The sequence below is a fragment of the Pontibacter sp. GD13 genome (assembly GCF_058216355.1).
Map to the genome: position 1 here is coordinate 125,143 of NZ_JBYZMQ010000006.1, position 15,266 is coordinate 140,408.

The window sequence follows — 15,266 nt, forward strand, 5'->3', positions numbered from 1 at the left end:
ATCTATCTTGAGCTATGAACACTGCCCTTAATCATGGCTAAAATTAATTACCCTTACCTGCTGTCAGTAGTAGTGGCAACTCCTGTGCTTTACCTGCTCTGGACAAAAGTGTCTCTTTCACCTGTTTCCATCCTGATCCTGCTGGCGCTCCTTCAGCCGGCTTTATACTTCGCCGCTAAGTTTGTGGCCCGCAAACTACACCGCTAGGCTTTGCGCAACCCCAACGCTGCCGATGCTCAACCATAATGCAGTTTTTCGGGTATAGCATTGATAACGGTTGATCTTAAAGCATTGCCCCTTGCCTGTATACATTATGACAAAAGACAACATCAGATTCTGGCTTATCTTTATCCTGTCGGTTGCGATCTCTGCCGTGGTAATCGCCTTTTTTGTGAAGGCGCTCAAAATCGTGATTTACATCATACTGGTGCTGGCCCTGGCCCCGATTATTTACATCGCGCTCCGCAGCATGATTCCAGGGCGTAAAAGCGAGGACGACAAACTTAAAACGAAGGAGTAAATTCTTGCGGGCACTAAACTCAGCTACGCTACTCTAAAACCAAATGTGCTGGGCCAACCTGAACGTGTTGGCATGGGCCTCTACTATGTGGGCAATCTGTTCGGAGTAGCCCCCACCCATACTTACGGCAACAGGCAGCTTGTTTTTATGGCATAGCTCCATCACGGTTCTGTCACGCTCTCTGCAGCCTGCGATGCTCATGCCCAACTTGCCCAGTTTATCGGTGGCCAGCACATCCACCCCCGACTGAAAGAAAACAAATTCCGGCTGTTGCTCCTCAACCAGGCGCGGCAAAGCCGCTCTCAGCAGTTTCAGGTAGGTGCTATCATCGGTGCCCCCGGCAAGCGGAATATCCAGATCCGACTGCTCTTTATGGAAAGGGTAGTTGTGCCCTCCGTGCATGCTGAAGGTAAACACCCGGGACTCTTCTTTAAATATTTGTGCCGTACCATTGCCCTGGTGCACATCCAAATCCACGACCAATACTTTTTTTATGCCTTTATACCTGAGCAGGTAGTTGGCGGCAATAGCGATGTCGTTGAGCAGGCAAAAGCCCTCCCCTCTGTCGGTAAAAGCATGGTGCGTGCCGCCGGCAATGTTCATGCCCACACCATACTGCAAGGCAAACAAAGCGGCCTGTAGAGTGCCATTCATGATTACCACCTCCCGGTTCACCAGTTCCGCAGAAAGTGGGAAGCCCGTTTTCCTGATCTCAGAAGTTGTAAGCTGCAGGTGCTGGAGCCGGTGCCAGTAGCCAGCCTGATGGGTATCCAGAATAAACTCCTCCTGCAGCGGTGCTGGCGCAAACAGGTTACCCGCTGTAATAGTGCCCTCATAGAGCAACTGCTCCGGCAGCAAATCATACTTAGCCATCGGGAAACGGTGGCCCTGGGGCAGGCTGTGGGCGAATATCTCGGACCAGGCAATTTTAAGCATATCACAAAGCTAACAACAAACCCTGAGGTCAGGTTTACACAATCTATTTTTGATATACAAACACATGGGTGCTGCACCGGAAACAGTGCAAAAACTAAATATTTTAGCAGCTGTTTTTAACCTGGTGGATAACTAAAAGAAATAGGCCAAATCAACTAACCGTTTAATTTATGGGTTGTGGATAAATGTGGATAACTATGTTCATTACCCATAGTTATCCACTACCTTCTGTTAAATATATGTTACCAAAAGTATATTTTATTCAAAATTTCATATTTCCGTATTAAATAATCAAATTTTATTAGCAAACGTTGCTAATAAAATTGTCGGGCCCTGTTAAGCTTGCACACGCCTTTAAAATCGCTGACCAAGGGCTGTAGTATATTTCCCGGCCCTGTAATTTCATCGAAGTAAATCTTAAAAAAAGTAGCGAAAGCAACTTTATATTCCGCCTTTGCAGTATATACCTCACAGGCAGACGCTGCCAGGAAACGTAGGGCGGAAATGGCTGTTACTTAAACCTCATGAAATGAAAAAATACATCTTTGGTTGCTTGTTTATACTTTGCTCGGTTGCTGCGCAGGCACAGGATGCAGACTCTACAGCGGTGCCGCCTGAGAGCCTGTATAACTCGTGGTTCGGCGTGAAAGGAGGAGTGAATTTCGCTGACATCTATGGAAACGATAAGGATTTTTTGGGTAGCTTTGATAACCTCAAAAGTTATCATGCCGGGGTTTTTGCTCAAATTGGCTGGAGCAAGCATTTCGCTGTTCGGCCTGAGTTGCTTTATTCCCGGAAAGGGTACGAGCACGCTGACTCCGTTTTCAGGTTCGATTACCTGGAGGTACCCTTGCTGGCGGTGGTTAACATCACAGAGAACCTTAGCCTGCACGTGGGGCCACAGGTAAGCGTGATGGTGTCGGCGACACAGGAGGGCAAAGAGGTTACGTTAAAGGATTATAACACGTTTGACTATGGCGCAGCGGCTGGATTTGAGGGCAGGATAAACAGGTTTATTGCAGGCGCCCGCTACAACCTGAGCTTTGAGAACCTGGTAAAAACCGGTAAAACCGGCAGCAGTGCAGAGCTGGCTATCCACCCCAGAGTGGTACAAGTATACTTAGCCGTTGCCTTTTAACGTTACAAGCCTAACACTTTACACCTAAAAGCTACCAGCAGGTGCCTGCAACACCACGATGAGAACCATACAGGACGAACATGCTTCAGCTGTTGCATTGCAAGGCGACTTTCATTTAACGATCATCTCATGCGCAAACAAAACACACATACACTGTACTTTCTTTTTAGCACCCTTCTCGCCTGCCTTGTGGCACTAAGTGCCTGCGATACTACTGTAAAAACGGATAAGGCAGAGGTAGGGGAAGCGATTAACAAGCAAAACAAAGCAACGCCTTCCGAAACATACCTGATAGACACTACCAAAAGCCAGGTGACCTGGATTGGGGCGAAAATGACGGGCCGGCACAACGGCTATTTTAAGATCCGTGATGGCGAATTGCATATGAGCAATGGCCTGCTGTCTGACGGCAACATCGTGATCGACATGGCCACCATGCGCTCTGACGATAAAACAATAGACCAGGCCAGCAACGATAAGCTTACCAAGCACCTGAAATCCGTTGATTTCTTTGATGCCGAGCTGTACCCAACAGCTGTTTTCGAGCTAACAGGGGTAGCCCCTTACGACAGCACCGAAGCCACGCCTACACCCGCTTCAAAAAGTACCGCTGATAATAAGCTGCGCGTCAAAAACCCTACACACCGCGTTACCGGCAACCTTACCTTAAAAAACGTGACCAAAAGCATCTCATTCCCGGCAAAAGTCACCCTGGAAGAGCACGTGCTGAGGGCAAAGGCCAACTTTAACATCGATCGCACAAAATGGGGATTGGTGTACCGTTCCGATAACTCGCTAGGCGACCAAACCATTTACCCGGAAGTGAATATTGGCCTGGACATCGTGGCTCGGCCCACACCCGCTCAACAATAAAGCCGCCCATACCACCCAGGCTTTTTCCGTTATTCTTTGCCGGGCCGGTTCTGTTAGTTAAGGCCCACCAGGGCAAACGTGCTGGCAACAATAACCATGTATATGAGAAAAATTTTCTGCCTGTCTGCTTTCTTGCTGTTGAGCTGCACGGCCATGGCCCAGAGTGCCCCGCTGCAGGCTTTTAACGTAAGTCAGGAAAGTATACTTCGGGCAGGGATGCTGGTACTGGGAGGCTGGGCGATACTGAATATCCTGCTAGGCAGCTTCAGACTCAGCAACTCTACCAGGTCGAGCAGGTATTTCTTCCAGATGAACCTTTACTGGAATGTGGTAAACCTGCTTATCGCTGGCGCTTCCCTACATTTCATATTTTCGGATAACGCCCTGACGCGCACTCTAACGGAAAGTGTACGGCTGCACAGCTGGTACAAAACCATTTTATACCTGAATGTGGGCCTTGATATTGGCTATACCTTTTTAGGAGCTTACCTGAAGGCCCGTGCCAGGAACAACCTGCGGCCAGAGCGCCTGCTTGGATGGGGTCAGGCCATTATCCTGCAGGGGGTTTTCCTGTTCATGCTAGACCTGGTACTTACAATTTTGCTGGAGTATCATGCCGATAAGCTTTTCAAACTTATACCGGCTGGCTGATAAACTGCAGCAAACCACTAAAGGCCGCACAAATAAAAGCCGCACTGCCTTTAAAGGGCGGCGCGGCTTTTATAAGTATGGTTCCGCTTATTTATCGGTTGTGCCTGCCTTCGGCAAACTCTTCTATCATCTTTTTGTTGAAAGCCGGAATATCATCCGGATTACGGCTGGTCACCAGGCCATTATCCACCACTACCTCCTGGTCTACCCAATCGGCGCCTGCGTTTTTAAGATCGGTTTTCAGGGTATGGTAGCTGGTCATTTTCCTGCCCTTTACCTTGCCCGTTTCAATCAGGGTCCAGGGGGCGTGGCAGATGGCAGCCACTGGCTTACCCGATTCCATAAACTTATTCACAAAACTGACGGCCTCCTGGTTGGTTCGGAGCTTATCCGGGTTCATTACGCCTCCGGGCAACAGCAAACCGTTGTAGTCATCGGCGCTTGCCTCGCTTAATTTTTTATCCACTTTAAATTTATCTCCCCAATCGGTGTGGTTCCAGGCTTTTATCTCCGCGTTTTTATTAGGCGAGATAATGTGTGCCTCCGCGCCTTCTTCTTTTAAGGCCTGCAAAGGCTTGGTGAGTTCTACCTGTTCAAATCCTTCTTCTACTAATATGGCAATTTTCTTACCCTCTAATTTATTCGGCATGTTAAGTTTGTTTTAGTGTGGTTTACAGTTGATTTCTATAACAACAACGGTTCAGCGGCTAAATTGTTAACGGCTCTGCATGGCCAATGGCTCAGGATTTCTCTTTTGTGTCGCCGGGCAAGGGCAGGCCGGTTGGGTCTAGGGTGGCGCCGGCCCGCTTGGCAGGGTGCATGTGCCGCCGGTGCTTCATGCCTTCCAGGCGGGCTTCCACTTCATACTTGTTGTTGTAGTAGCCCACCCGCATCGTCTCGTGCAGGTAAAGCCACAAAAACCGCAGGAAGCCGTGCTCCTGAAACTGCCTGATGTGGCACAGCTCATGTGCCACCCACCCCTCATCGTTCAGAAAGGCGCTTCGTTCAACCCCGCTTAAATGGATTGTTTCCCCTAAGACCATGGCAACGTTCTTACTCTTTAAAACCATCCGTGCCACCCTGGCAAACCAGGAATCTTCTACAATTTTATAGTTCATTGCTGCGCTTTTTAGCGTGTATTCCTCATTCCTTAAACTGCCTTTTGCTGCACCCGGATGTGCTATTTGCCTGGTAAAAAGGGACAGATGGGTCACGCTGCCAGAAAAACAGCACAAAACAAGTGTTTGGGCGTTTGGAATTTTGTCATTATTTTTGTTGGCCTTCTTGCTGGCTAAGAGTTGTTTAAGCCAGACAGGGGCAATTTCAGTGCAATTTTATAGCTGCTTTGCAGCACAGGTGAAACTGTTAATGCCTTTACAGGCCGGCAACAAGCTAAACCTTATGACAAAAACCATTATTCTCACTGTCCTCGCGATTTTTTCGCTTACGCTGTCTTACTTCTACGAGGTGGCGCCGGCAAAAAAGGCAAAAACAACTCCCCCAGCCACTGCATTCGCTATTACGCCATACGCCATTAACTCCGGCGAGGATATGGTTCGTAGCCTGGAACTGTACGAGCCCATAGCAGCACCAGAAGCCAAAGAGGAGGAATATTATTCCAGAAAGCTGAACATGCGTTTCACTAAGCCCGAGAACTGGCAGTTAGCCCAATCGGTTGCCCGCTGGCTTGGAACACCCTACAGCTATGGCCGCAGTTCTAAGAAAGGCACCGACTGTTCGGGCTTTGTTTCCAGCATTTTCCGGGAGGTGTATGGGGTGAAGCTGAGCCGCAGCTCCCGTTCTATGTTTCAGCACGTACGCCATATTCAAAAAGGGGAAATGAAGACCGGAGATCTCGTTTTTTTCCGCCGCGGGCCCAAGCAGCCGGTTTTCCATGTGGGCATTTATCTGAAGAACAATAAGTTTATACACTCCGCCACCAACGGGGGGGTTATGGTGAGCTCTCTTAACGAGCCGTATTACCGCAATTACTTTTATGCCGGGGGCCGTGTAAACTAATCCGCTAGCTACTTTATCAGAAGGCCCTGCATTTAACCTGCAGGGCCTTTTTTGTTTTCGTTAAACCCAAACAATTTTACTAACAGCAAGTATAGGTAGGTTAGTATTAATTTCCGCACATTGCAGCTGTTCCTGCAATAACCTGATCTTGGTTGCGGGGTTATCAAAAGCACAATATCAAACACAAGAAGTATAAGCACGTACACAATTATGGAGAACCAACAACCTGACGGAAAAAACATTGCACAAAGCCGGCTCTTTAAGAAGATACTTGAAAAAGCTGAAACGTACCTGAAACACCCTTCTAAAATTGCCAGGCTATTGAACGACGCTTTTAAGAAAGCAACAGCCAGCAAGGGAGTGGGTGCACTGGCCGGCGAAGTATGGGAAAACCTGCAGCTTTTGTCGCGCTTGATCAAATCGGCCACCCATGGCGATTACAAGGGCATCCCGACCCCAACGATTGTAGGCGGCATTGCCGTTATCCTCTACTTCCTGTCGCCTATCGACCTGATTCCGGATATGATCCCGGTGATCGGCTTGCTGGATGATGCCACCTTACTTGCCTGGTTCATGACCAGCATCAAGTCTGAGCTGGACAAGTTTAAGGAATGGGAAATGCAACACGCACCAACAGAGCAGCATCCGGCGCATACCGAGAATGTGCACAACGCCGATACCTCGTTTGGTACGCCAAAGTATAGCAACCAGACAGAGGGCACGGTGCAGATAGAAACAAATAACCAAGTATAAAACCAATAAACAAGAAAACTATGGAAACCAACAAAGGACAGAACACCGACAAAAAAGACTGGGAAAAAACAGCAGAGGACGCAAAGGGAGACCTGAAAACAGGCAGAATTCCTGATAAGCATACCGGCGAGCAATACCGCAACGTAAGCGACAAGAACCGCAATGACCCAAACCCCGCAGAGGGCGGGGAAAAGAATAAAGAAGGAGACAGCAAATAAAAATCAGCTGTAAATTGTTAACCGAAAAGAGCCGGCCAGTTATCTGACCGGCTCTTTTTTTGCACTATTTCTGCTTTCAGGGCCCTTACAGGCTGTAGCACGAATACCTCATAATATTAAAATATAGTACAATATTAATACTAAAATTTATACAAAATCCCATAAAAGCGAGGTTCTCTATAGTTTTGTAAGGAAATTATTCTTTATATTTGGCCAGAGGATTTTGTATTTTAACTTTTAGCCAAAGTAAAGTGTCTTCATCATTTTTACGACTTACATCCGTCAATGTCCATATTGACGGTATCGGGAAAGTTCTTATTGAAAGGAGTGATAAAGCAAAGCGCCTTAGCATCAGCGTCAGGCCTTTGAAAGGGATACGTGTGGCAGTGCCACCCCATATCAGCTTCGAAAAAGCAGAACAGCTTATTTATACCAAGTCAGACTGGATAAAGGAGCACCAGACCCGCATGCAGCAACAGGAGCAGCAGCTAACCGTTTACGACGGCTCCTCAGAATTCAAAACCCGATACCACTCCCTGCGCCTGCTTACACATGCCCAGTATACCATGCGCTGCGTTATACAGAACGGCTATATCAGTGTTTTTTACCCGGCCCACAAAGATGTGTGCGACCCTGCTATACAGAAGTTCATTCGGCAGTCTATCGAGGATGCGTACCGCAAGGAGGCCAAACAATACCTGCCGCAGCGTGTCGCATACTTTGCCGAGAAGTTCGGGTTCGAGTACCAGAACGTATTCATTAAGAACGCTAAAAGCCGTTGGGGCAGCTGCTCCCACACCAACAACATCAACCTGAACCTACACCTGATGCGGTTACCGGAGGCGCTTTGCGATTACGTGATCCTGCATGAGCTGGCGCATACGGTAGAGAAAAACCACGGCCCCCATTTCTGGGCCCTCCTCGACAGTGTGTGCGGCAACGCCAAGGGGCTGGACAAGAAGTTAAAAGCGTACCGTATCTCCATCTTCTAAACGAAACACTATAGCAAAACTCTACTATCCATACTTACAGGCCCTTACTTGCCAGCAGGTAGCAGCCATAAAAAAACCCCGGAATTACTACCGGGGTCTTTGCTTTTAACTGTTTCCTGGCTTTAGCTGGCTTTACGCAAGGTATGCGTGGCCACAAAGTCCACAAAGTCGCCTACCGTATCAATGGGCACCTCATCCGGAATGGTGATCTGGAAGCTTTTCTCCAGCTCCAGGATAATATCCACCACATCCACTGTATCAAACCCGAAGTCGTGCAACAGCCTGTTTGCCTGTAAACGCTCTGCTTTTATCTCTTTTGTCTTGCTAATGATCTGGATAACCTCTTTCTCAATAGCGGTATGTGTAGCAACCATAGTCATTTAAAAGGTGTATTCTTCTCTAAATTTCTCATTAACCTGAGGCACTCGCTTTTCCAGCTGCCGCTCCTCACGTTTCTGCTTTCCTACTATTTTATCTTTCAGCTTCTCATTCAGCAGGTACATGACCGGCACCACCAGCAAGGTGATCAGGGTGGCAAACCCCAGGCCAAAGATAATCGTCCAGGCCAGGGGCCCCCAGAACGCCACACTGTCACCGCCCAGGAAGAAACCTGCCTCAAACGCGGTGAACAAGGTGTAGAAGTTGATATTTAAGCCAATAGCCAGCGGGATAAGCCCCAGTATGGTGGCCGTGGCTGTGAGCAGCACCGGGTTCAGACGTGTTTTACCAGCCTCCACAATTGCCTCTTTCAGCGTCAGGCCCTCTTCCAGCAGCTTATCGGTAAACTCCACAATCAGGATACCGTTTTTCACCACAATACCCGATAGCGCCACAATACCAACGCCCGTCATCACAATGGAGGCATCCATGCCAAAGATCGAGAAGCCCAGTAACACCCCGATAATCGAGAACAGTACTTCCGAGAGAATGATGAACGGTTTGGACACAGAGTTAAACTGTGTAACCAGGATCAGGAAGATGATCAGGAATGCCGCCACCAGCGCAAACAGCAGGAACTGCATGGTTTCCTGCTGCTCCTCCTGCTCGCCGCCCATGCGCACCTCATAACCTTCGGGTGTCTGAAAGTTCTGCAGCGACTGCTCTATCTGCTGCACCACCTCATTGGGGTTATAGCCGTCCAGCACGTTAGACTCCAGTGTAACCATACGCTTCAGGTCTTTGCGTTTAATGCCGCCATAGGTGGTGGAGTAATCGATACTTGCCACCGACGAGAGCGGGATCTGGCGCACCTGACCTGAGTTCATGTCGCGGTACGTAATGCGCATGTCGAGCAGCGCGTCGATGTTATCGCGGTAAGGTTTGGCGTAGCGCACCTGTATCGGGTACTCTTCCTCGTCGAGCTTAAACTTTGAGGCTTCCCTCCCAAAGATGGCCGTCCGGATCTCCTGCCCTATCTGCCCGGTGCTGATGCCCTCGCGGTTGGCACGCTCCCGGTCAATGTTCACCACTATCTCAGGCTTGGTGTCTTCCAGGTCGGAGCGCAGCTCCTCAATACCGGCAATATTCTGCTCATCAATGTAACGCTCCACCTGTTTTGATAGCGTGATCAGTCCCTCAAAGTCCTCGCCGGCAATCTCCACGGCGATTGGCTTACCCACCGGAGGGCCCGATTGCTCCTGCTCTACCGTCACCTCGGCGCCGGGTATTCCCTGCACCGCCTCTCTAATTTTTGTCAGGTAGTTAGCAGATGTCATGTCGCCTTCGCGGTCTTTGAACTCTGCAAACGAAACGGTTACCTTGCCTTTATGCGACTGCGGGGTTGTACTGCGGTCGTTCTGGTCGCCGGCTCCTATGGCCACGTTCGAGATCACCGATTCTATACTTGGGTTATTGTCTCCAATCACGTCGTACACGCGCCTTTCCACTATCTTGGTAACAGAGTCGGTTACGGCCTGATCCGTTCCGATGGGCATGTTGATGTAGGCGTACACATAATTCGGGTCGCCGGATGGGAAGAACACCACTTTGGGAGGCCGGATGGCGGTCAGGACAAAGGAAAAGATCAGCAGGCCAATCACGCTGAAGAACACGAACACGGGTCTTTTGCCCACCAGCATCCAGCGCAGCAGGTTTTCGTACCCTGCCATAAAACGAGGCAGCGCCGTGTGCTGAAATTTATAGATCAGGCCGGTAAACACAAACTTGTTCAGAAGGGCCAGTACCAGCACCAGCAAAATCAGGTTGGCAGTGCCGTACCAGGCGGTCACATAGCCGACAAGGACTGCCACAAACCCTAAGGCCACCAGTATCCAGAATCTTTTGCCGCTGCTCGTGGTTGGTTTGCTCTCCCCATCGCGCTTCATAAACGACACCGCAAACACCGGGTTGATCACAAAGGCCACCAGCAACGACGACACCAGCGTTACAATAAGCGTGATGGGCAGGTACTGCATGAACTTACCCACAATACCCGGCCAGAAAAGCAGCGGAAAGAAAGGGGCAATGGTGGTAAGCGTACCGGCCAACACAGGTATAAACACCTCGCCTGCGGCTGACTTGGCAGATTTGGTTATGCTTAAGCTGGTGTTATGGAAAATACGGTGCGTGTTCTCGATCACCACAATGGCGTCGTCCACGACAATGCCCAGTGCCAGCAAAAAGGCGAACAGCACAATCATGTTCAGGGATATGCCAAAGAAGTAGAAGGTGAAAAACGCCACAAACATGGAGATCGGCACCGATAGGCCCACGAAAATGGCATTGGTGGTGCCCATGAAGAACATCAGCACCAGCGTTACCAGCACAAAGCCGATGATGATGGTGTTGATCAGGTCGTTGAGGGTATGGCGCGTGCGCTTCGACTGGTCGTTGGAAATGGAGATCTTCAGATCGTTGGGCAGCACGGAGCCCTGCATCTCCTCGATGGTTTCGCGCATGTTGTCCGATGCCTCGATCAGGTTCTCGCCGCTGCGCTTGATCACGTTGAGGGTGATAACGGGCTGGTTGCCCAGGCGCGCGTAGCTTTCCTGCTCCTCAAACCCTTCTTTTACCTCGGCAATCTCTTTTAGCTGAATGTTGGCACCCGGCAGGGACTTGATCACAATATCCCCGATCTTGTTCGGGTCCACGTACTGGCCTACCACCCGCACCGAGCGCTTGGCCTCGCCTACCGTTATATTGCCCCCTGATACGGTGACGTTCTCGCGCGCAATGGCCGAGGCTATGTCGTTGAAGGTGACCTGGGCGGCCTGCATTTTGTAAAGGCCCACGTTTACCTGCACCTCCTTGTCCAAGGCTCCCACCATATCCACGCGGGTAATTTCCGGGAAGGCTTCCATCCTGTCCTGCAGTTCCTCGGCGTAGTCTTTCAGCTTGTCCAGGCTGTAATTCCCCGATACGTTCACAAACATGATCGGAATCTCGGAGAAGTTGACCTCCTGCACATTCGGCTCCTGGTCCAGGTCGGTGGGCAGGTCGGTGCGCGCTTTGTCCACGGCATCTTTTACCAGCTGCTTGGCCACGGCCACCTCTACGTCGGTGTTAAACTCTACGGTGATCATCGAGAAGTCCTGCACCGAGTTGGAGGTTACCTTCTTTACCCCGTTAATGGCCTTTATTTCCTTTTCGATGGGCCGCGTTACCAGGTTCTCCATATCGGAGGGAGAGGTGCCCGGGTAAATGGTGCCTACAAAAACCGTAGGGATCACAATATCCGGAAAGTTCTCTTTCTGCAGGTTGATATAAGAGAAGATACCTGCCAGCGTGATGATGACGGTTACGATATAAATACTGGTTTTATTATCGATAGACCAACTGGTTGGCTTAAACTGTTTCATAGTTTATACTTTAAAAGGCCTCTTACTTCCTGGTCAGGCTGTTGCCCTCAGTAAACACAACAGGCTGCCCCTCGTTTAGATTTTGATAGCCGGCGGTAATCACCTGGTCGTTGGCCGACAAACCGCTCAGCACCTCTACTTTGCCATCGTAGCTCATGCCAGTCTTCACTTCCTTCCGGACAGCCACATAGTGGTCGCCTTGCTTCCGGGCCACATACACGTAGGCCGATTTCTCGTCGTTTTGCACCAGGTTTATCGGCACGACAATCGTCTCTTCGTTTTTATAGTCCTGGATGCGCACCACGGCGATCATGTTAGGCCGCAGGCTTATTTCCTTGTCGTTCTTCAGGCGCAGCTCTACGGTAAAAGTGCGGCTGGTAGGGTTGATATAATTGCCAACCACGCCCACGGTGGTTTCCACTTCTTTTTTCAGGTCCGGGAAGTATACCATGGCAGCGTCTCCCTGTTTGATCATGGCCTGGTAGGCTTCTGACACTTCGGCCACTATTTTGCCGCCCTGTGTGTTCACCACGCGAATAATGCCCATGCCAGGTGCCACTGCCTCGCCAGCGTTTGGCATCACATCGTCCACCACGCCACTGATCGGCGACTTTACATTGAACTGATCGCGTTGCTGCTGCAAGGTTGCCAGGCTTCTTTCCAAAGCCTCTTTGTTGTTTTTAGCCGTCAGGTACTGCATTTCGGTGCCAATTTTCTGATCCCAGAGGTTCTTTTGTTTCTGGTAGGCGATGTTCGCCAGTTCCATGCGGGTTCTGATCTCCGCTATGTTTTGTTCCAGCACCTGGGCATCAATGGTAGCCAGGGTCTGCCCTTTCGACACACGGTCGCCGCGCGATACCCGCACGCTGGTCAGTACGCCGGGCACTTTGGCGCTCACCAGCACATTCTGGTCAAAATCCACTTTGCCCTGCACTTCCAGGTAGTGGCGGAAGGTATCCTGGCTTAAAGAGGCCACGCTTACCGGCACCGTTTTCTTTTCTGTAGCCACCGTGCCGCCCGCAGCTTTCAGTTCAGCTTCCAGCTCCTCGATCTGCTGTTGCAGGCTTGCCTCCTGCTCTTTCAGGTCTTTTAACTTGGCCTCTTTCCCGTTGTTGTTGCCGCCGCACGAGAGCAGCCCGAACAGAAGGGAAATAATGGATAGGGTTGTGATTCTTTTCATGTTGGCAGTAGCGATTAGGTGGTTTTTCAGTAGTTTTATTTAAGCAGTAAGGTTCCGGTGGCCTTCTCCAGGTTTACTTTGGCGATCAGGGCATCGTAAATGGCGGCGTAGTAATTGGTTTGCGCCAGGCGCAGGTCCGTTTCAGCGGTCACCACTTCCAGGTTGCTGCCTACACCCTCCTGAAACTTGATTTTGGACACCCGCGCTATTTCCTGCGCCAGCTCCATGTTCTCTTTCTGCGAGTCGAGCACACTAAGGGCGTTCGAAAGCTCGGTAGCCGATTGCTCCAGCTGCAGGTCTATACTTTGGCGCAGGGTCTCAAAGCCATACTTGGTGTTTTCGAGCGTTAGCTTTGCCTGCTGTATCTGGTAGTGCTTGCGCAGGCCATCGAAGATCGGCAGCTGCAGTTGCCCGCCCACATAGCCGTACTCCAGCCAATTTCCGGTTTTGGTAATCTCGCCAAAGGCATTGTTGGCTGCGTTGTACCCGTAGCGCGCATTCAACAGCAGCTTTGGCAGGTAGCCGGCGCGCTTGTTGCGCAGGTCCAGCTCGGCCAGGTCGCGCTGCGTTTCCAGCACCGAATACTCAATGCGGCGGCTGTAGTTAAAGTTCTGGGGCACCAGCTGCGCCATGTCTACTTCCACCTCGGCCAGGTTGTCTGTAAGCACCACCTGCTGGCTTTGCTCCAGGCCCATCTGAAACTTTAGCAGGCTCTCGCTCAGTTCTATCAGCCGTTCCGCTTTCTGCTTCTCAACCTTCAGGTTGTTAAGCGACACGCGCAAACGGTCCACATCCAGCTTCTCGGCCACGCCATTGTCAAACATCACCCTTGTCTGGAACAGCAGCGTATCCAGCCGGGTCAGGTTTTGGTTCAGCAGCTCCATGCGCTCGCGGTTCACCAGCACGCCGTAGTAGGCCTTGGCCACTTGCTCGGCCACCTCGATCTCGCTTTGCAGGGTATTTTTGTGCGAAAGCTCCGTAAAGGTTTTGGCAGCCTTCAACCCGATCAGGTAGCTCCCATCGAACAACAGCTGGCTGCCCGTTAAGGTGGCGTTACCGGCATAGGCCGGGGTAAACGTTACCGGAACGAAGGTGCCGGGTTGCGGGGAGTTGGGATCATCCGGGTCGTTGAAGAACTCGGCGGGCAGGAATGTTTTCTGCTGCACGAAATTATCGCCCACATCCAGGGTGCCATTAATCTGGGGCAGCCCCACGGCTCTGATCTCGCCTACTTTTGCTTTGGCAATTTTCTCTTCGTTGCGGGCGGCCTTCAGGCTGGCGCGGTTCTGCAGGGCATACTCTATGCTTTGCTGCAACCCAAACTGCTGCGCGCTTTGGCCTTGCGCCCCACAGGTAATGGTAGCCAGGAGGAACGCTAAAAGACTAAGGTAATTTTTCATAATTTTAATCTGGTAGTGGGAAGGTGGGATGCTATTCTTCTTCAACGCGGTGCTTGTATTCGTTTATCATTTTATGGCCCCTTAAGGTGGCAATGCCCAGCATGTAGTGCTCCAGCATGTCGAGCTGCACCTGCTGGATGCTAAACACATGCGAGGGGAACAGCTTGTCATCGTAAGCCACCTCCACCATGCCCAGCCGGATGCGAGCCATGATCTCCACATCCAGGTCGCCCCTGTAAAGCCCCTCGGCCACGCCGCGCAGCAGGTTAAGCTTTATCTTGTCCAGCATGAAAGCATACTTGTGCGCTACCCACAGCTGCCAGCTGTCCGGGTGGTACTTCTGTACATCATGAAAAACGGAAGGGTGTATGCGGGCTGCCAACTGCTTGGTCATCTCCATCAACCCCCACAGTTCTTCGATGGCGTTCCTTGCGCCCTTCATCGAACATTCGCAGTCTGTTTCCAGCGTAGCCAGAAACCGATTGCAGGAATGGTACACGATCTGGTCTTTGTTATCAAACCATTTGTAAATCGTTTTCTTTGACATCGACAGCTGCTGTGCAATGTCGTCCATCGAGACGCTTCTTATCCCTCTCTGGCAGAAGAGGTCAAAAGCCGCCTGCGATATCCTGTCTTTGAAATCTATACTTTCTGCCGTCTCCATTTCAGCGCAAAACTACGGAAACGTTTCGCGTAGCCAAAGTTTCCTGTGAGTTATTTTTGCAAATACTTTCCTCAAAAACACGCTCCAAGAGCTGTATATAAACAATATGCAACCCACACTTGTTT

17 protein-coding genes are annotated in these 15,266 nt (G+C 50.5%); 9 read left to right on the forward strand and 8 right to left on the reverse strand.

Annotated features, from left to right (window positions below; genetic code table 11):
- Nucleotides 1–33: 33 nt before the first annotated feature.
- Together AC4BAN_RS10435 and AC4BAN_RS10440 are read left to right on the forward strand one after the other, a co-directional pair.
- Nucleotides 34–207, forward strand: a complete 174-nt coding sequence (locus AC4BAN_RS10435) for a hypothetical protein (protein WP_490564346.1) — start codon at nt 34–36, stop codon at nt 205–207.
- Between the two features lie 91 nt (nt 208–298).
- Nucleotides 299–520 carry a hypothetical protein gene (locus AC4BAN_RS10440; RefSeq protein ID WP_490564347.1) on the forward strand — a complete coding sequence of 74 codons (222 nt, stop codon included), beginning with the start codon at nt 299–301 and terminating at the stop codon, nt 518–520.
- 33 nt (nt 521–553) lie between these two features.
- On the opposite strand, the gene AC4BAN_RS10445 is transcribed toward AC4BAN_RS10440, so the two are convergent.
- Nucleotides 554–1,456: a histone deacetylase family protein gene (locus AC4BAN_RS10445; protein WP_490564348.1), complete on the reverse strand. Its 903-nt coding sequence runs from the start codon at nt 1,454–1,456 to the stop codon at nt 554–556.
- A 529-nt stretch (nt 1,457–1,985) separates the two neighbouring features.
- Here AC4BAN_RS10445 and AC4BAN_RS10450 point away from each other — a divergent pair.
- The 3 genes from AC4BAN_RS10450 (at nt 1,986) to AC4BAN_RS10460 (ending at nt 4,118) form a co-directional block, all read left to right on the forward strand.
- Nucleotides 1,986–2,594 carry a porin family protein gene (locus tag AC4BAN_RS10450; RefSeq protein WP_490564349.1) on the forward strand — a complete coding sequence of 203 codons (609 nt, stop codon included), beginning with the start codon at nt 1,986–1,988 and terminating at the stop codon, nt 2,592–2,594.
- A gap of 129 nt (nt 2,595–2,723) precedes the next feature.
- Nucleotides 2,724–3,467, forward strand: a complete 744-nt coding sequence (locus AC4BAN_RS10455; protein ID WP_490564350.1) for a YceI family protein — start codon at nt 2,724–2,726, stop codon at nt 3,465–3,467.
- A 102-nt stretch (nt 3,468–3,569) separates the two neighbouring features.
- On the forward strand, nt 3,570–4,118 hold the full coding sequence (locus tag AC4BAN_RS10460; RefSeq protein ID WP_490564351.1) for a DUF6992 family protein: 549 nt from the start codon (nt 3,570–3,572) through the stop codon (nt 4,116–4,118).
- 91 nt (nt 4,119–4,209) lie between these two features.
- On the opposite strand, the gene AC4BAN_RS10465 is transcribed toward AC4BAN_RS10460, so the two are convergent.
- Both AC4BAN_RS10465 and AC4BAN_RS10470 read right to left on the reverse strand, forming a co-directional pair.
- Nucleotides 4,210–4,767 carry a type 1 glutamine amidotransferase domain-containing protein gene (locus AC4BAN_RS10465; RefSeq protein ID WP_490564352.1) on the reverse strand — a complete coding sequence of 186 codons (558 nt, stop codon included), beginning with the start codon at nt 4,765–4,767 and terminating at the stop codon, nt 4,210–4,212.
- A 91-nt stretch (nt 4,768–4,858) separates the two neighbouring features.
- Entirely contained in the window at nt 4,859–5,236 is a 378-nt protein-coding gene (locus AC4BAN_RS10470) for a hypothetical protein (RefSeq protein WP_490564353.1), read from the reverse strand.
- A gap of 283 nt (nt 5,237–5,519) precedes the next feature.
- On the opposite strand from AC4BAN_RS10470, the gene AC4BAN_RS10475 reads away from it, so the two are divergent.
- From AC4BAN_RS10475 to AC4BAN_RS10490, 4 genes are all read left to right on the forward strand, one after another.
- Nucleotides 5,520–6,137: a C40 family peptidase gene (locus tag AC4BAN_RS10475; RefSeq protein ID WP_490564354.1), complete on the forward strand. Its 618-nt coding sequence runs from the start codon at nt 5,520–5,522 to the stop codon at nt 6,135–6,137.
- 210 nt (nt 6,138–6,347) lie between these two features.
- Nucleotides 6,348–6,890: a YkvA family protein gene (locus tag AC4BAN_RS10480; protein ID WP_490564355.1), complete on the forward strand. Its 543-nt coding sequence runs from the start codon at nt 6,348–6,350 to the stop codon at nt 6,888–6,890.
- Between the two features lie 20 nt (nt 6,891–6,910).
- Nucleotides 6,911–7,108, forward strand: coding sequence for a hypothetical protein (locus AC4BAN_RS10485; RefSeq protein ID WP_490564356.1), 198 nt, complete (start codon nt 6,911–6,913; stop codon nt 7,106–7,108).
- A gap of 251 nt (nt 7,109–7,359) precedes the next feature.
- Nucleotides 7,360–8,100, forward strand: a complete 741-nt coding sequence (locus AC4BAN_RS10490) for a M48 family metallopeptidase (protein WP_490564357.1) — start codon at nt 7,360–7,362, stop codon at nt 8,098–8,100.
- A 122-nt stretch (nt 8,101–8,222) separates the two neighbouring features.
- Here AC4BAN_RS10490 and AC4BAN_RS10495 read toward each other — a convergent pair whose 3' ends face one another.
- The 5 genes from AC4BAN_RS10495 to AC4BAN_RS10515 are packed head-to-tail and all read right to left on the reverse strand — an operon-like array spanning nt 8,223 to nt 15,141.
- On the reverse strand, nt 8,223–8,474 hold the full coding sequence (locus AC4BAN_RS10495; protein ID WP_490564358.1) for an acyl carrier protein: 252 nt from the start codon (nt 8,472–8,474) through the stop codon (nt 8,223–8,225).
- A gap of 6 nt (nt 8,475–8,480) precedes the next feature.
- Complete coding sequence (locus AC4BAN_RS10500; RefSeq protein ID WP_490564359.1) at nt 8,481–11,897, reverse strand: efflux RND transporter permease subunit; 3,417 nt, start codon at nt 11,895–11,897, stop codon at nt 8,481–8,483.
- 22 nt (nt 11,898–11,919) lie between these two features.
- Nucleotides 11,920–13,077 (reverse strand): efflux RND transporter periplasmic adaptor subunit, encoded by a 1,158-nt coding sequence (locus AC4BAN_RS10505; protein ID WP_490564360.1) that lies wholly within the window; start codon nt 13,075–13,077, stop codon nt 11,920–11,922.
- A gap of 35 nt (nt 13,078–13,112) precedes the next feature.
- Nucleotides 13,113–14,477 carry a TolC family protein gene (locus AC4BAN_RS10510; RefSeq protein ID WP_490564361.1) on the reverse strand — a complete coding sequence of 455 codons (1,365 nt, stop codon included), beginning with the start codon at nt 14,475–14,477 and terminating at the stop codon, nt 13,113–13,115.
- A gap of 31 nt (nt 14,478–14,508) precedes the next feature.
- The gene (locus tag AC4BAN_RS10515) at nt 14,509–15,141 is read right to left on the reverse strand and encodes a TetR/AcrR family transcriptional regulator (protein ID WP_490564362.1); all 633 of its coding nucleotides are present in this window, start codon (nt 15,139–15,141) and stop codon (nt 14,509–14,511) included.
- Nucleotides 15,142–15,266 lie beyond the last annotated feature (125 nt).

Excerpts from the sequence above, each read along its gene's own strand:
- AC4BAN_RS10465 (WP_490564352.1), bottom strand. The coding sequence starts at position 4,767 with ATGCCGAATAAATTAGAGGGTAAGAAAATTGCCATATTAGTAGAAGAA.
- AC4BAN_RS10450 (WP_490564349.1), top strand. The coding sequence starts at position 1,986 with ATGAAAAAATACATCTTTGGTTGCTTGTTTATACTTTGCTCGGTTGCT.
- AC4BAN_RS10485 (WP_490564356.1), top strand. The coding sequence starts at position 6,911 with ATGGAAACCAACAAAGGACAGAACACCGACAAAAAAGACTGGGAAAAA.
- AC4BAN_RS10435 (WP_490564346.1), top strand. The coding sequence starts at position 34 with ATGGCTAAAATTAATTACCCTTACCTGCTGTCAGTAGTAGTGGCAACT.
- AC4BAN_RS10455 (WP_490564350.1), top strand. The coding sequence starts at position 2,724 with ATGCGCAAACAAAACACACATACACTGTACTTTCTTTTTAGCACCCTT.
- AC4BAN_RS10495 (WP_490564358.1), bottom strand. The coding sequence starts at position 8,474 with ATGGTTGCTACACATACCGCTATTGAGAAAGAGGTTATCCAGATCATT.
- AC4BAN_RS10470 (WP_490564353.1), bottom strand. The coding sequence starts at position 5,236 with ATGAACTATAAAATTGTAGAAGATTCCTGGTTTGCCAGGGTGGCACGG.
- AC4BAN_RS10475 (WP_490564354.1), top strand. The coding sequence starts at position 5,520 with ATGACAAAAACCATTATTCTCACTGTCCTCGCGATTTTTTCGCTTACG.
- AC4BAN_RS10500 (WP_490564359.1), bottom strand. The coding sequence starts at position 11,897 with ATGAAACAGTTTAAGCCAACCAGTTGGTCTATCGATAATAAAACCAGT.
- AC4BAN_RS10510 (WP_490564361.1), bottom strand. The coding sequence starts at position 14,477 with ATGAAAAATTACCTTAGTCTTTTAGCGTTCCTCCTGGCTACCATTACC.
- AC4BAN_RS10480 (WP_490564355.1), top strand. The coding sequence starts at position 6,348 with ATGGAGAACCAACAACCTGACGGAAAAAACATTGCACAAAGCCGGCTC.
- AC4BAN_RS10515 (WP_490564362.1), bottom strand. The coding sequence starts at position 15,141 with ATGGAGACGGCAGAAAGTATAGATTTCAAAGACAGGATATCGCAGGCG.
- AC4BAN_RS10445 (WP_490564348.1), bottom strand. The coding sequence starts at position 1,456 with ATGCTTAAAATTGCCTGGTCCGAGATATTCGCCCACAGCCTGCCCCAG.
- AC4BAN_RS10460 (WP_490564351.1), top strand. The coding sequence starts at position 3,570 with ATGAGAAAAATTTTCTGCCTGTCTGCTTTCTTGCTGTTGAGCTGCACG.
- AC4BAN_RS10505 (WP_490564360.1), bottom strand. The coding sequence starts at position 13,077 with ATGAAAAGAATCACAACCCTATCCATTATTTCCCTTCTGTTCGGGCTG.